Source organism: Burkholderia cepacia, assembly GCF_029962485.1.
Lineage (GTDB): Bacteria > Pseudomonadota > Gammaproteobacteria > Burkholderiales > Burkholderiaceae > Burkholderia.
The window spans coordinates 2,350,772-2,365,168 of sequence record NZ_CP073638.1 but is presented as its reverse complement, the minus strand read 5'-3'; the positions used below and the strand labels follow the sequence as shown (position 1 = coordinate 2,365,168).

At 62.8% G+C, this 14,397-nt stretch carries 12 protein-coding genes; 6 read left to right on the top strand and 6 right to left on the bottom strand.

The genetic code is table 11. The features are described 5' to 3' along the window. Positions 1-261: 261 nt before the first annotated feature. On the top strand, positions 262-2,511 hold the full coding sequence (locus KEC55_RS27070) for a hybrid sensor histidine kinase/response regulator (RefSeq protein WP_282508168.1): 2,250 nt from the start codon (positions 262-264) through the stop codon (positions 2,509-2,511). A 45-nt stretch (positions 2,512-2,556) separates the two neighbouring features. Here the strand turns inward: KEC55_RS27070 and KEC55_RS27065 are convergent, their stop codons facing one another. Further along, positions 2,557-3,111 carry an NADPH-dependent FMN reductase gene (locus KEC55_RS27065; RefSeq protein WP_282508167.1) on the bottom strand — a complete coding sequence of 185 codons (555 nt, stop codon included), beginning with the start codon at positions 3,109-3,111 and terminating at the stop codon, positions 2,557-2,559. A gap of 367 nt (positions 3,112-3,478) precedes the next feature. On the opposite strand from KEC55_RS27065, the gene KEC55_RS27060 reads away from it, so the two are divergent. Together KEC55_RS27060 and KEC55_RS27055 are read left to right on the top strand one after the other, a co-directional pair. Further along, on the top strand, positions 3,479-4,078 hold the full coding sequence (locus KEC55_RS27060; protein WP_282508166.1) for an RNA polymerase factor sigma-70: 600 nt from the start codon (positions 3,479-3,481) through the stop codon (positions 4,076-4,078). Beyond that, positions 4,056-4,271 carry a zf-HC2 domain-containing protein gene (locus KEC55_RS27055; protein ID WP_282508165.1) on the top strand — a complete coding sequence of 72 codons (216 nt, stop codon included), beginning with the start codon at positions 4,056-4,058 and terminating at the stop codon, positions 4,269-4,271. The genes KEC55_RS27060 and KEC55_RS27055 overlap by 23 nt, the downstream gene beginning before the upstream one ends. A 124-nt stretch (positions 4,272-4,395) precedes the next feature. Here the strand turns inward: KEC55_RS27055 and arsC are convergent, their stop codons facing one another. After that, positions 4,396-4,752 (bottom strand): arsenate reductase (glutaredoxin), encoded by a 357-nt coding sequence (gene arsC, locus KEC55_RS27050; RefSeq protein WP_282511442.1) that lies wholly within the window; start codon positions 4,750-4,752, stop codon positions 4,396-4,398. A gap of 966 nt (positions 4,753-5,718) precedes the next feature. On the opposite strand from arsC, the gene parA reads away from it, so the two are divergent. Continuing rightward, a complete protein-coding gene (gene parA, locus KEC55_RS27045) occupies positions 5,719-6,381 on the top strand; it encodes a ParA family partition ATPase (protein WP_059238301.1) in 663 nt (220 codons plus the stop codon). A 23-nt stretch (positions 6,382-6,404) separates the two neighbouring features. Next, a complete protein-coding gene (locus tag KEC55_RS27040) occupies positions 6,405-7,466 on the top strand; it encodes a ParB/RepB/Spo0J family partition protein (protein WP_282508163.1) in 1,062 nt (353 codons plus the stop codon). An 80-nt stretch (positions 7,467-7,546) separates the two neighbouring features. Here the strand turns inward: KEC55_RS27040 and KEC55_RS27035 are convergent, their stop codons facing one another. Next, positions 7,547-8,914 carry a replication initiation protein gene (locus KEC55_RS27035; protein WP_176047839.1) on the bottom strand — a complete coding sequence of 456 codons (1,368 nt, stop codon included), beginning with the start codon at positions 8,912-8,914 and terminating at the stop codon, positions 7,547-7,549. A gap of 1,822 nt (positions 8,915-10,736) precedes the next feature. Between KEC55_RS27035 and KEC55_RS27030 the strand changes: the two genes are divergently transcribed. Further along, positions 10,737-11,918 (top strand): DNA-binding protein, encoded by a 1,182-nt coding sequence (locus tag KEC55_RS27030; RefSeq protein WP_282508162.1) that lies wholly within the window; start codon positions 10,737-10,739, stop codon positions 11,916-11,918. A 136-nt stretch (positions 11,919-12,054) separates the two neighbouring features. Here the strand turns inward: KEC55_RS27030 and KEC55_RS27025 are convergent, their stop codons facing one another. From KEC55_RS27025 to KEC55_RS27015, 3 genes are all read right to left on the bottom strand, one after another. Then, complete coding sequence (locus tag KEC55_RS27025; RefSeq protein WP_282508161.1) at positions 12,055-13,074, bottom strand: tyrosine-type recombinase/integrase; 1,020 nt, start codon at positions 13,072-13,074, stop codon at positions 12,055-12,057. 102 nt (positions 13,075-13,176) lie between these two features. Then, positions 13,177-13,554, bottom strand: a complete 378-nt coding sequence (locus tag KEC55_RS27020; protein WP_282508160.1) for a DUF2471 family protein — start codon at positions 13,552-13,554, stop codon at positions 13,177-13,179. A gap of 141 nt (positions 13,555-13,695) precedes the next feature. Then, on the bottom strand, positions 13,696-14,307 hold the full coding sequence (locus KEC55_RS27015) for a helix-turn-helix domain-containing protein (protein ID WP_193102032.1): 612 nt from the start codon (positions 14,305-14,307) through the stop codon (positions 13,696-13,698). Positions 14,308-14,397: the final 90 nt, after the last annotated feature.

Sequence of the window (14,397 nt, the reverse complement as noted above, 5' to 3'; positions counted from 1 at the left end):
GGAGGCGATGCAACTCGCCATTTTCACCATTTCGAACAGAATCGGTCCGATCGCACGCCATTCCGAAAACAGCCGCGATCATTTTCGAGATAAGCACGCAAAATTTTTCCTTGTGTACGTTTGCGCTGCCGGATTCGTCGCGTTTTCAATCTGACAGTTTCCCCCTGTCGGAACCGACAGGATCGTGTCGCCGCGGGCTGCGCGGCCGGCCGTCGCAACTCGTTTATGATGGCAGGCACCTCCGCTTCACCCGCTTCTTCGATGACGTCCGACCGGCCTGCCGACTCCCACGCTCCCGCCTCCCCGCCCGCCGACGACTGGCAGGACGACGGCAGCTACGCGTCCGGCGCACCCGAACACGATTTCGCGGTACGCCGCGTGACGCTGATCGTGCTGCTCGTCGCGGCGATCGTGCTGCCGTGCATCTACGTGGTGGTGATGGCGTACAACGACCTGAATACGCGCGAGGCCGCCGCGAGCGACGTGACGATGCGTACGGTGCGGGTTGCCGAGGAGCACGCGCTCAAGGTGTTCGACCTGAGCGAGACGCTCGATGCGCGCATCGTCGACCTCGTGCAGGACATGGACGACGCCACCGTGCGCACCAAGGAATCCGACATCCACGAAGCGCTGAACACGATCGGCGGCGGCTATCCGCAGGTGGCCGCCGTGTCGATCTTCGGCGCGAGCGGGATGCTGCTCGCCAACAGCCTCTACTACCCGGCGCCGTATGCGTCGATCGCGAACCGCGACGACTTCGCGGGCATCCGCGACGGCAAGGTCATCGAACACATCTCGCGGCTGATGATGGGGCCGCTCAAGCTCGAGAACATTCCGGTGTTCAACACAGGCGTCGCGCGCCGTCATAGCGACGGTTCGTTCGCCGGGATGGTGTCGATCGCGCTGAAGTCGTCGTATTTCAATGCGTTCTATCGCGACCTCCTCGGCGGCGCGAGCACGCCGATGACGATGGCGCTCGCGCGCTCGGACGGTGCGGTGATCGCGTCGTATCCGCCGCCGCCGTCGCTCGCGCACACCGATCGCTCGGTCACGTTCGGCAATGCGCGCAACGATCCGCGCGCAGGCGTCGTGCGCGTGCGCCACGACGGCGCGAGCAGCGAGATCGTCGCGTACCGCCAGGTCGGCAGCTATCCCGTGTACGTGACGTGCGCGTACCGCACGTCGGCGATCTGGCATGAATGGTACGAACACCTGAGCGTGCTGTTCATCTCGATGTTCGCGCCGTCGATCGCGCTGTGGTCGGTGATCTGGCTGTCGCTCAAGCGGTTGAAGGCGGAAGAGGAGGCGTGGGATCGCTGGCAGGCCGAAGCATCGATGCGGCGTTCGATCGAGTCGGCGTACCGGCAGTCGCGCAAGATGCAGGCGCTCGGCAACCTCGTCGGCAGCGTCGCGCACGACTTCAACAACCTGCTGATGATCATCTCGAGCAACGTGCAGATCGCACGGCGGCGCGGTGTCCAGCATCTCGACAAGGAACTCGGCGCGATCGAACGCGCGCTGAAGAACGGGCAGTCGCTCACGCGCCAGCTCCTCGGCGTCGCGCGCAAGCAGCCGCTGCACAACGAGACGATCGACGTCGGGCAATGGGTCGGCACATGCCGCGAACTGCTGAAGACATCGCTCGGCTCGAAGTCGTCGCTGGTCGTTGCGATCGAGCCCGGCGTCTGGCCGATCCGCGTCGACGTCGCGGAGCTCGAACTCGCGGTGATCAACCTCGCGGTCAACGCGCGCGACGCGATGGCGGCCGGCGGCCGCTTCACGGTCGGCGCGCGCAACGTGACGCTGCGTCGCGAGGACGGCTTCCCGCTGACCGGCGATTTCGTGCAGATCTCGCTCGACGATACAGGTTCGGGCATGGCGCCCGACGTGCTCGCGCGCGCCTTCGAGCCGCTGTTCACGACGAAGGCACCGGGGATGGGGACGGGGCTCGGCCTGCCGCAGGTGTTTGCGTTCTGCGAGCGCTCGGGCGGCCTGGCAACGATCGACAGCGCGGTCGGGGCCGGCACGTCGGTGCGCCTCTATTTGCCGCGCGCACGCGCCGAGGACGTCGTCGCGCGGCCGCCGGCCGTCGCGCACGAAGCAGGCACCGGCGCACTCGCGGGCCTGCACGTGCTGCTCGTCGAGGACAACAGCGAAGTCGCGGCCGGCACGGAGGCGCTGCTGTCGCTGCTCGGCCACCGCGTGACCTATGCGCCCACCGCCGACGACGCGCTGCACCTGATCGAGGGCGCGGCCGCGAACGATGCGTTCGACCTCGTGATTTCGGATATCCACATGCCGGGCCGTCTGAACGGCATCGACCTCGCGGAAGCGGTCGACAAGCGGCCTGGGAAGCTGCCCGTGATTCTCGTCACGGGTTATGCGGAGGAACTCGACCGCACGCGCACCGTCAACGTACGCGTGCTGTCGAAGCCGTTCGACATCGCGCTGCTCGACGAAATCCTGCTGGGCATCCGCGAAGCGCGCGACGCGCGGCACGCCGGCGCGTGACCCGCTGCGTGCGGGCCGGCGCCGACGGCTGAACGGGTGTGACGCTCAGGCCGACTTCAGCAGGCGCACCCAGCTCGCATAGCGATCGACAAAGCCTTGCAGGAACTTGCGGGTGTCCTCGCTGACGATCTGGCCTTGATCGTCGATGCGTGCCGGATCGTGCTTGATGAACATCTCGGGTTGAGCGAGCGTCTTCACGTCGAGGTATGCGAGCACGTTGCGCAGATGCTGCTGCGCGAGCGCGGTGCCCACGGCGCCCGGCGACGTGCCGAGGACCGCACCCGGCTTGCCCGACCACGAGTTGGAACCCCACGGGCGCGAACCCCAGTCGAGCGCATTCTTCAGCACGCCGGGAATCGACCGGTTGTATTCGGGCGTGACGAACAGCAGCGCGTCGGCGGCTTCGATCGACTGCTTGAAGCGCTTCGCGACTTCCGGGAAATCCGCGTCGTAGTCCTGGCTGTACAGCGGCAGCTCGCCGATCTCGACGAACTCGAACGAAAAATCGGCGGGGGCGAGCGAAATCACGGCGTGCGCGAGCGCACGGTTCGTCGATGTGCGGCGCAGGCTGCCGACGACGACCGCAATACGATAGGACATGGCATTCTCCTTCCGGTGAGTGAAGAATCGGATCAATTGCTTCCGAACGGGCAATAAAGGTCTGTTTATAGGCAAGCCAGCCCGCGAGCCGTCCCACGGGGCCGAACGGCCGACTTTCCACAAGGTTTTCCACAGAAATTGTGGATAACTCGACCGTTATGTTCTGACGTTACAGATTGCCCACCGCGCGACGCCGTCGACGCGCAGGCCGGGGTTCGGCAAGCATAGCGCAGCACGCTGGCTGGTTTCGTGAAATCGTGACGGAACATGCGTTGCAGGCTGGCGGCGCGCCCAGTAAGCTGCACGCACCGCGATGCGCGCGCCCGGTGGCGCAAGTGCGATCGTTTCGAAACACTGCAACCCAGACATGCCGTCCGCCTACGACGATCCCGTTTATCTCGCGCAACTGCGGCGCGACCTGCTGCGCTTCGCGCGACTCCAGCTCCGCGATGCTGACGCGGCCGAAGACGCCGTGCAGGAAGCACTCGCCGCCGCGTGGTCGCACGCGGGCGATTTCGCCGGGCTGTCGGCCCACAAGACGTGGGTGTTCGGCATCCTGCGCAACAAGTTGATCGACGTGCTGCGCGCGCGGCAGCGGACAGTCAACCTGTCCGCGCTCGACGCCGAACTCGACGGCGAATCGGTGCTCGATCGAGAACTGTTCAAGGAGAACGGGCACTGGGCCGCGCATGCGAAGCCGCGACCGTGGCCGAAGCCCGAGACGCTGTTGCAGCAGCAGCAGTTCTGGACGCTGTTCCAGGTCTGCCTCGACCACCTTCCGGAACAGATCGGGCGCGTGTTCATGATGCGCGAATTTCTCGATGTCGAGATTGCGGAGATCTGCAGCGAATTGACGATGACGACGAATCATTGCAGCGTGTTGCTGTATCGGGCGCGCACGCGCCTGCGAACCTGCCTGAGTGAAAAAGGACTGACGACCGAAGATGCTGCCGGGGAAATGTACTGACATCACGCGACTGCTGTCGGATGCGCTCGACCGGCATCTGACGCTGCACGAACGACTGCAGGTGCGCATTCATCTGCCGACCTGCAGCGGATGCAGAGCCTATCGCGGACAGATTTCGCTGTTGCGGACGGCCGCGAAAGCGGCGGCGGGGCAGGAGCCGAACGATGACGGTTCATCGTCCGGCGAACGCTAGGATACGGCTCGTGTCGCCGCTATTGTTCGCGTCGCGGGCGGTGGATTGCCCGGCGATCGCGTCGGCGTCGAATGCCGGCGCGTACGTCGGGCTGAGGCAATAAGAAAAATACGCTGGCCAAGAATTATTCGAACAACGCTTTCACCGATTCGGGCGGCCGGCCAATGGCCGCCTTGCCGCGATACACGACGATGGGCCGCTGCAGCAGAATCGGATGCGCGGCAATCGCGGCATAGGCCTCGGCGTCGGTTAGATCCGCGCGGGCAAGATTCAGCGTCTTGTACGGCTCCTCGCCGTCACGCAGCATGTCGCGCACCGGGCGAGCGAGCTGCCGATGCAGCGTTTCCAGTTCCTCGACCGTCGGCGGCGTCTTCAGGTACTCGACGACGTTCAGCGGCGCGCCGGTGGTATTCAGCGATTCGACCAACGCAAGCGTCTCGCGCGACTTCGAGCATCGGGGGTTGTGGTAGATCGTGATCATCATTCAGGCCTGGATGGTAGAGCCCTGTATTGTAGCCAGTCTGTGCGAGGGGTTCTGACGGGCGGCTGGGGTGAAATCGGGTGTGGGTTCGGTGTATCGCCGAGGCAGTCGGTGGGGCGGTGCATCATGGCCGGGAGTCGCGAAAGGGAGCGCTTTCCGGGGCGCACGCGTCAAAGAGTGGATGTGTTTATGCGCATAAAGTCGGGCGGTGCGCTATCGCGTGACGAGAGCTATGTCTCTGCGAGCCAACGCATCGTGACTGACTCCGTGCTGAGCGAGTGGTGCGGGAGATAGCGCGAGTGGATTGATTTATGCGCATAAAGCCTGCGATCGTCGGGGGGAGGGGCGTCGCGATTTGGCGCGTGATCGCATGTCGATACACCACGGCACCGAGGGACCGCTATCTCGACATGCGGCCTCGCCACGGCATCGTCGCGCATCGGATTCAGGCACGGCTGCATGTGGCCCATCGTTGCTCACCATCGAGCGTCGCCGGTTTATGCGCATAAACATCGCTCCCGGACCGAGCCTCACGTCGATACATTCGGGTTCAACGACACGCACCGAAGCGGCATGCTTGGTCGGCGCTCGACGATCACACCCCTCGCTCATCAATGCACGGCCATTTCTCCACGAGGTTGATCGCTCGTCCTCGGCCGAGTTTATGCGCACAAACCACCGGCACTCAGACAAGCCCCATCCAACGAAAGGGCAGTGCATCCGGGATATCGCAGAGCGACGTCACTCATGCTCACGATGCTGCCCGCGATTCAACATCCAACGATGTCGCCCATCGACGTCGCCAAGCATCCGCCACACGATCCAATCGAGCCACCAATCTCCTCAGGCTCGTTTATGCGCATAAACCGATAGCCCGAATGGCTAATGCGTAGTTGTTGAACGACAATTTCATTGAAATCCAAATATCGTCCTGTAGAATTCCAACGATCAAAACAGGAGTGAAAATTGGCCGCGGAAATCATTGCAGTCACTCAACAAAAAGGTGGCGTCGGCAAAAGCACGATTGCCATGCACCTCGGCGCCGCGTTCCATGAAAAAGGGAAGCGCGTCCTCGTCATCGACGCAGACCGTCAAAACACGCTGGTTCACTGGTCGAGCGCATCCGGCGACAGCGAAAACGGCATCCCGTTTCCGGTCGTCAACCTTGCCGAAGCCGACGGCCAGATCCATCGCGAGATCAAGAAGTTCATCAACGACTACGACATCATCGTCGTGGACTGCCCGCCGTCGATCACCGAGAAAGTCTCAGGCGTCGTCCTGCTCGCCGCATCGATTGCAGTGATCCCGACTTCGTCGTCGCCGGCCGATTACTGGTCGAGCGTCGGGCTGGTCAAGCTGATCCAGCAGGCTCAGGTCATGAACGAAGATCTCCGCGCGGTCTTCCTGCTGAACAAGACCGAAGAGAAGCGCATGCTGACCCGCGAGCTGAAGCGTGCGCTCGAGGAGCTCGGCTTCCCGTTGCTGAAAACGCAGATCCCGACCCGGGAAGCGTACAAGCAAGCGATGGCGCTCGGTCAGACCGTGCTGCAGATGAACGATCGCGGCGGCAAGCTGGCCGCGGCCGAAATTCGTGCATGTGCCGACGAAATCGTCGCCATGCTGCCCTGACTTTATGCGCACAAAGGAGTCACATGAAACCCTCCCAATTTGCCAAAGGATTCCAAGCGCGCCCGGATATCACGACGAGCGAGAAGCGTACCGCGCTTGATCGGCTCAACGCGATCGACGGTATCGTCAAGTCCGAGACGCCCACGCCTACGCCGACAAAATCCGCAAAGAAAGACATCGCGCCGCCGCCTGCTCCGGAGCTCACGATCGATCCGTCGATCGACGAGTCGCCGCAATATCGCGCGTGGCGCCTCGAGAATCGCTACGCACCGGGCCAGGTGATCGAGCTGTCGTTGAAGGCGATCAAGCATAGCCCGTTCAACCCGCGGCACTTCTATCTGAAGTCGTCGATTGCCGAACTCGCGGTCAACCTCGCGAAGCAGGGGCAGCAGCAGGCCATCCACGTGATTCCGGATTACGACAACCCGGGCACGTATTTCGTCAGCGACGGCGGTCGTCGCGTGCGGGCGCTGAAGGAAGCGAACAAGGAGTCGGTCAAGGCGATCGTGATCGACGTGCCGATCGGCATCCAGAGCTACAAGCTCGGCTACGATCTCAACGTCCAGCGCGATACGCAGACGGTGTTCGACAACGCCGTCGTGTGGCGCCGCTTCCTCGACGACAAGCATTTCCAGAGCCAGAAGGAGCTCTCCGAGCACCTCGGCCTCGACGAGTCGACGGTGGCCGTCGCGCTGTCGATCGGCAAGCTGCCGGAGCCGATCATGCAGGAGATGGTCGTGCGTCCCGACCGCTTCGGCTCGAACATGGCGTATCAAGTCGGCCGCTATCACAACGCGCGCGGTACCGAGGCGACGCTGCGGCTGATCAACAAGATCGTGTCGGACGATCTCAGCACGCGTCAGGTGTCGGATATCGTCAAGGGCCGCGTCGCGGCGCAGGAGACGCCGAAAGTCGCGGGCCGTCAGCGCTATGCGCAGCGTCTCGAGATCAAGCTCGGCGGCAAATCGGTGGGCGACCTGAAGTCGTATGGCGAAGATCGCATCGAATTGCGCCTGCGCGGTCTCCCGAAGGACAAGCGCGACGCGATCCTCGAGCAGCTCGAGCGGATGCTGTTGTCGGAGTGATGGAAACGGCCAGCAGGGCCCGGTGAGGACGCCGGGCCCGCCGGCTTAGGGCGAGGCCGGCGGCGGCCCGTCAACGGGCCTCAGGCAGCCCGCGACTGGTTCAGCGTGAACGACAGCAGGTCGCCGTCGGTCGGCTCGCCCCAGGTCTTCTGGGCCAGCCAGTCGAAAAAGGCCGTCTCGGCCAGCTTGGAATCGAGGCCGCGCTTGCGCCAGTCGTCGCGCAGATGCGAGCCCATCGTCGGCAGTGCCTCCGATTCAAACGACTCGCGCGCCACTTCGCGCTCAGCGTCGCCCTGCTCTTCGTACAGCACCTTCGCTTCCTTGCGGCGGAACGCCGCGAACTCGCTCATCAGACGCGCCTTCAGATCGTCCGGCTGGGCCGCTGCGACCTTCGCAGACGGCGTGCCGGCAGGCAGCGCGTCGACCGACTCGACCGGCGGCGCATAGCCCTTCTTCAGCGCATCCTTGAACAACGCCGGCGCGCTGCGCACCGGCGGCAGCGTCGTGCTGCGCAACCGCTGTTCGGTCATCTGCAGTGCGGCGCGAATCCGGTTCTCCTCGCTGTCGGCATAGAGCGTCTGCGCTTCCTTCAGCGGGATCCCAAGCTTGACCATCCGGTCGACCAGCGTGCTGTCGAACACGTTCGGGTGTTCGTCGAGCGCGAGCATCGGCTGCTTGCGTTCGGTCACGCGGAACTGGATCTCGGCCACCCGGCGCCCTTCGCGGTGCTCGATCAGCTCGACGAAGATGTTGGTGACTGCGTTGACTTCCGCAATCGCGGGACGCAGGTAGTCGCGCTTGAAGTACTTGTACTCGCGCTTTGCCTCGTCGCCGGCTTCCGTATCGGGCGTACCCGACAGGATCGGCCGCCACCATTCCCACGGTTCGCGCATCGTCAGGTGGCTCGGGTTCGTCAGGTAGCGCACGCAAATCTCGTACAGGGCGAGACCGGCGCTGCTGCGCAACTGGCTCTGGAACTGCAGGCTCAGACGCGCATACTGGACCGGGTCGAGCAGCTTCTTCTTGATCTTCGGTGCGAACGAGAATTCGACCCACACGCGGCGGGTCGTCGGATCCTCGAGGATTTCCGCGTCGGCGATCAGCGTCGAGATCCCCCACTTGCGGCCAGGCTTCTGGCTCGACGTCCCCGTGCTCCATTCGACCTGCACCGACACCATGCGGCGCAGGTGTTCCTTCACCAGCGCGGTGTCGTTCGAGTCGAAAGCGGAGTTGGCGACGATGTCCGACAGCAGCGCGCGATAGGTGTCGCCCGAGTCGTCGGCCTGCTGCGCGACGGCCAGCAGGACATTGAACAGCTTGCGAGTGAGGAGCGTGATCTTGCCGCTTTTCGGCTGAATGGCAATCGCCTCGACGGCCTTGCGCAATTCAGCTGAACTGGCACTCACCACATCCACATCGGTTTTCTTGGCGCGCTTCGTCGTGGCCATACGTCGGGTCGGAGGTGAAGTTTCCCGGAAGGATAGCGCCTGCGGTGATGTGCGTCCAGAACGACATGCTCACCATAGCCGGTGAAGCGCGCGTGCAAAACGGCGCTCACCCCAACCACTCCCGAAAACCCTCACCGGTCCGCCATTGCAGCGTTCCGGACTCTTCCAGACGTGCCGCGGGATGCGCGGATTCACAGAATTTCACCTGTGCACGACACGTGCGGAATTCGCTCCCGTATCGGCTCACCTTTCAATTTGTCGTAATTTTGCGACTGCCCGGCCGTGCGTTCGGCACAGGGTTGCGATTGTCCGTTGCTGTGCGTCCCCGATCGCCCCACCGCGGCCTGTATGCATGTACAGGCACGGCTCGCGAGGGGATCGCGATCGGGTCCGGCGTTCGAAAAGACATCGCCGAAACCGGCCCGCACGGCCGAATCGAACCTGATTTGCAGGCCCGGGCGCGCATTGTACAGCGCACCAACAGGATCAGGTCCCGAAAATACTCACCTTGAGCACAGCGTGTTCTTTCGTCCGGATGCCGACGAATGCCCGGCACGCGCGGGATTGGCTGGCGAAGCCTCCCGAAAACGCTCACCTTTTCGAAAAAATGCTGTGCCGCAACGGGCACAGGAATGGCTCCCGAAAAACCTCACCGTAACCGCCACAGTATCAAAAACCTCAATGCGTTCCGATACTTATGCTCAGAAGGCATTTGGCTGTGCACCGCAGACATCCCCCGAAAAGCCTCACCTTTCGGCGTTAATCCTTCATACGACACCGGTATGTCAGCCCCCGAAAAATCTCACCTGTGCCAAAAAGTGGCACAGCAAAAACGAGATTTCTTCCAGTCCTGACGGGCTTTTCGACGAATCCTGCCGCTCACAGGTCCCGAAAAGCCTCACCTTTGACCATTTTTCGGGCAAATTGCATTCCCGAAAAGCCTCACCTGTGACTGCGCGCACAGCCTGTGATCCATGCCCCGAAAAAGCTCACCTTAGCGGGATCAGGCCAGGAAAACCCGGATTTCCCTCCCGAAAAGCCTCACCTTTAGGGCATCACAGGCCCCTGAGCGCACTTTTGCTGTGCAAAATGGCGTTCGCTTCCCGGAAATCCTCACAGCAAAATCCCGCGGAGTCCCGTGAAACCTCACCTTTCGCCAAAACTGCCCAAAAGATGGGCAGAATCGGGGCGCAAAGAAGGTCCTGCAAACGCTCACCTGTGTCTGCACAGGCAGAAAACTGTGCAGACAGGCACGGCGCGGGTTCTGTGGCTGTGCGGCCCCGAAAAACCTCACCTTTGGGAAATCTCGTGTTTCACTGTGATCCCGAATCCGCTCACGATCTTTCCTGCAACGGCTCACGCTGCTCCCCGAACCCAATCACTTCAGCTCCCGCAGAAGATCACCTTGGCTCCCGTAAAACTTCACCTTGTCGGCCGGAAAGCCTTGTTGCATAAGGCTGTGCCGTGGCGTTAACGTTTTTAACTAAGGGTTCAAGGGTGTTTACTTCTAATACTCTCAAGACATCGGCTGACGAGTTTTCCACAGACACCCCAACCCCTGAACACCCACAGGCAATCGGATCCGCTGTCATGTGAAACAAATGCCGAAATTCGGGGTCTGCAGGAAAATGCTTGTGTAACAAGGACTTGGCTGATCTTCTTCGCTTTGTTTCACGGAATCCTTGAGCACAGTCGACCAGATCGGCTCACAGACCCGATTTCTGTGCGAAGCGACGCAAATTCACCACGCCTGCACAAAATTAGTATCAAGAAATACGTATTTCGTTATGATTGCCACATTTCAATGTCTGTGAGCACGGTCATGACCCTGGACGAAATACGCCAAGTCATTCGAGACGAACTGGAATCGCTGCGCGCCAGCGGTGCGCGCCGTCAGGAATTGTCGCTGCATGCATGCAAGCGTTTGTTCTTCGATCTCGGCATCCGGCCGTCGGCCGCCAACGTCCGCGATCTCACCCAGACCGGCAGCGCCAGCGACATTCCGAAAGACATCGACCATTTCTGGGAGCGCATCCGTTCCGCGTCCAAGATCCGGCTCGACGGTGCAGCCATTCCGAAGGCCGTCGAGGAAAAAGCCGGTGCATTGCTCGGGGCACTCTATGAAGAAGCGCTAAAAGCAGCCCGCGACAGTCTCGATGGCGATCGCGAACAGGTTCGCGCCGGCGTGGCCGACGCAGAACAGCGGTTGCGCGACGCAACCGTCCGCCAGGAGACGCTCGAAGGGGCGCTCGCCCGCGGCGAAACCCGAAACGAGCAGTTGCAGGCCAGAGTGACCGAACTCGAGGTTCAACTCGCGTCGCAATCGACGCACGGTTCGGCAAGCGAAGCGACGTTACTCACCACAGTCGCGCGATTGGAGAAAGAACTGGCCGCGGCAGCGGCCCGCATCGACACCGAGCAGGCGCAAAACGCAGCGCTGCGCGACCGGATCGATGCATTGCAAGCCGAATTGCAGCAGCGCACCGAGCACTATGCGCAGCAAATCAAGGACGCCGTGGCCGAAGCCGAGCGTCGCGTCAAACCGATGCTGGTCGAGCTGGACTCGTTGCGCAGCATGGCATCGACCTACCAGAGCGGTTTGCGGGACGTTCAGCGCAAGGAGTTCGATTTCCTGCAGCAATTGAGTTCGGCCAAGGCGCGCGCGGATCGGCTCGAAGAACAGTTGCGCACCCAGGGCGAAGAGCTGGAGCGCGCGACACGCGACGTAAGCTCGCTCCGCGCGAGCCAAGGGATGAATCCGGAAGTCTCCGCGCTGATCCGGCGCCTGGCCGATGCCGGGCAACTGGATGCGGAAGCGTTTTCCGCGATTGGCACCGCGCTGGATCACGACATTCCAGTGCCCACCCAGTGCCCGCATTGCGACGGGGAGCCGGAGCTGTCACACGGTGAAGAGGGGTTTGAAGTGGCGTGCCCGGAATGTGAACACGCTTCGGGCACATGGCCGTCCCGGTTCGAAGCCGTCGCGCGCTTTGCGCATTCCTGACCCGAAGATCGGCAGCACCTGCACAGGTGAGACGATCCGGGACGCTTGAGGTGAGGTTTTTCGGGAGCTGTGAAACGGTGAGGCTGCGCCACGCAAGGCTGCTCACGGATCATGTGCGTGAGCAGCCGTTTCCCGATCAGTGAGTGTCGTCGCTGTCGGTTGCGTCACCGTTGTGGTCGGCCAAACCGTCGCGCCAGTTTTTCCATGCGCGATGCAGGCGGTTCGACGAGATCGGACGCATGAAGCCCAGCCATTTGCCGACGCGCTCGGGCGGCACATCGTGCTCGAACAGCTCGGCCGCGTAGGTATTGCGCAGCGTTTGCGGGCTGGCACGTGCGGTGCGCGATGACGTGAGCCCGGCCGATTCGACGATCGCGTCGATCGCGCGCAGCATCGTCGCCTTGTGCATCGGCCGTCCGGCATGCGATGCGGGGAACACGAGTTCTCCCGGAATCTCCTGGCGCTTGCGCTCGTTCAGCCATGCTTCGAGCAGCGCGATCGCAAACGAGGCCAGATGGGTTTCGCGCGCGTAATCCGGATGCGTCGACTCGATCTGCAGCGACGTGGCGCTCGTATTGATGCAACTAATCGTTAGTGCCCGCGCTTCGCCGGTCTTGATGCCGGCACCGAGAAACGCAGCGACGAGCGCGCGGTCGCGCCGCTCTTTCCAGTAAGCGGAGCCCGATACGCCGATCGGTGAAAACAGATAGGCGAGCAATGTCGCGCGCTCGGCCGGCGTGAGGAAACCGGTCGGCTCGTTGTCGCGTGCCTTGCGCCAGTTCGCTTCGCCATCCTGAGCAATGAAACGGGCCGGGTTGGTCGATGCATATTCGGTGCGCCGGATGTGATCGAGCACCCGCTCGATCAGTCGTAGATAACGCATGCGCTGCGTTTTTCGGATCGACAACTCGCCGACGAAGTTTGCGATGGTGGCCGTGTCGACGGTTGCCAGATTCTTCTGGTGCGCACGCATCCAGGTGAGAAAAGCGCCCCATTGCGCGCGATAGACGTCGGCCGACGAGCGGCGATAGTCCTGCATTGCAAGCCAGGCGTCGAACGCGGTTTCGGGCGAGACGATCCAGTCGGATGCGCCGCGGTCGAACAGATCCTTTTCTTCCGGGCGTGCAGCGGTGTCGGGAGAGGCGGGAAGGGACATGGTGTTTATTCCGTTAGTTGCGTATATGGTAGCCCTTTCCGCAACCTGTCGGGCAGCAAGAGACTGGACCGGCCGCCGTGCGCTGCAGCCGGGGCTTGGCCCTCAGTCGCCCCAGGCCTTGGACTGACGGTGAGCGCGCTCGCGAGGCGCCGCGTCCTGCGACGTGGCCGCAGCTTCATACGCGAGCACCGCGAACGAAAAGACGGCGGGCAGCGCGTTCGAGCGCCCGAAGTCGATCGGATCGTCCGTTTCGGGAAAGGTCATGTCCGACGGTCGTTCGAACAGTTGACGCATGCCGGCTTCGTGCCGGCTGGCAAAGCCGAGGTCGGCGAGCGCCTCGGCCTCGATCGCGTGCAGCAGGCGCCACGTCAGCGGCACGCGCTGGTGGATATAGCGCCCGGCGATATGCCGGACGATCAACTCGAGATCGTGCGCGGCAGCCTTGAAGCTGAGCGCGGCCAAATCTTGTTCTTCTGTCATTGCAGGCTCCTGTCGACCGGGGCGGGCGCCTCGGTGCGCCGGCTCCGGCCCGTGCATGGCGGAATGTCCGTATACTGTACAAACATACAGTATTTTCCGCAACTGGCCTGCGATTGACCTTTTGGCCGACTATCCGCGCCGTCAGCGATGGATCACGATCAGCAATGCCCGCGCCTCGGCCTTGCCGGGGTTGCGGATCGCGTGCGGCTCGTCGGCGGGGTAGCGTGCGGTGTCGCCCACCTTCAGGCGTCGGCTGGCCGCCGCGGCCTCGATTTCCATCGCGCCTTGCAGCACGGTGAGGTGCTCGCGCGTGCCGGGTTCGTGTGCGTTCGATACCAGTGCGCCACCGCCCGGTAGCGTCAGCTCGTACCACTCGAACTTGCCGGCGAGGTCGATCGGGCCCCATACGCGCAACTGGTACCGGCCGTCATGGCCGGCGAGCGTGGGGATGTCGTGCGGGCCGTCCACCCGGATCGTCTCGGGCGCCTTCGGCTGAGAGAACAATTCGTCGAGCGTGATGCCGAGCGCATTCGTCAGGCGCCACGCGACGGCGATCGTCGGGTTGGCCTTGTCGCGTTCGATCTCGGAGAGCATCGATTTCGATACGCCGGCCGCGCGCGACAGGTCGTCGAGCGTCAGCTTGCGCTCGTTGCGCAGCCGCTGGATCTGCTCGCCGACACGCGGCGGCGTGACGGCCGGCGGCTGCGGTGCGGCGCTGGCAGGCGTGCGCCGCGACCCGGAGGAACTTGCCATTTGGATTCCGTTCGCTTAGAGTTGTTCGATATTTCGAATTCTAGTTCGGAATATCGGATAAATGCGGTCAACCGAACGACCGACTATAAC

Coding starts and splice junctions, on each gene's coding strand:
- KEC55_RS27025 (WP_282508161.1), bottom strand. CDS start 13,074: ATGTCCCTTCCCGCCTCTCCCGACACCGCTGCACGCCCGGAAGAAAAG.
- KEC55_RS27020 (WP_282508160.1), bottom strand. CDS start 13,554: ATGACAGAAGAACAAGATTTGGCCGCGCTCAGCTTCAAGGCTGCCGCG.
- KEC55_RS27035 (WP_176047839.1), bottom strand. CDS start 8,914: ATGGCCACGACGAAGCGCGCCAAGAAAACCGATGTGGATGTGGTGAGT.
- KEC55_RS27015 (WP_193102032.1), bottom strand. CDS start 14,307: ATGGCAAGTTCCTCCGGGTCGCGGCGCACGCCTGCCAGCGCCGCACCG.
- KEC55_RS27055 (WP_282508165.1), top strand. CDS start 4,056: ATGCTGCCGGGGAAATGTACTGACATCACGCGACTGCTGTCGGATGCG.
- arsC (WP_282511442.1), bottom strand. CDS start 4,752: ATGATCACGATCTACCACAACCCCCGATGCTCGAAGTCGCGCGAGACG.
- KEC55_RS27030 (WP_282508162.1), top strand. CDS start 10,737: ATGACCCTGGACGAAATACGCCAAGTCATTCGAGACGAACTGGAATCG.
- KEC55_RS27070 (WP_282508168.1), top strand. CDS start 262: ATGACGTCCGACCGGCCTGCCGACTCCCACGCTCCCGCCTCCCCGCCC.
- KEC55_RS27060 (WP_282508166.1), top strand. CDS start 3,479: ATGCCGTCCGCCTACGACGATCCCGTTTATCTCGCGCAACTGCGGCGC.
- KEC55_RS27040 (WP_282508163.1), top strand. CDS start 6,405: ATGAAACCCTCCCAATTTGCCAAAGGATTCCAAGCGCGCCCGGATATC.
- KEC55_RS27065 (WP_282508167.1), bottom strand. CDS start 3,111: ATGTCCTATCGTATTGCGGTCGTCGTCGGCAGCCTGCGCCGCACATCG.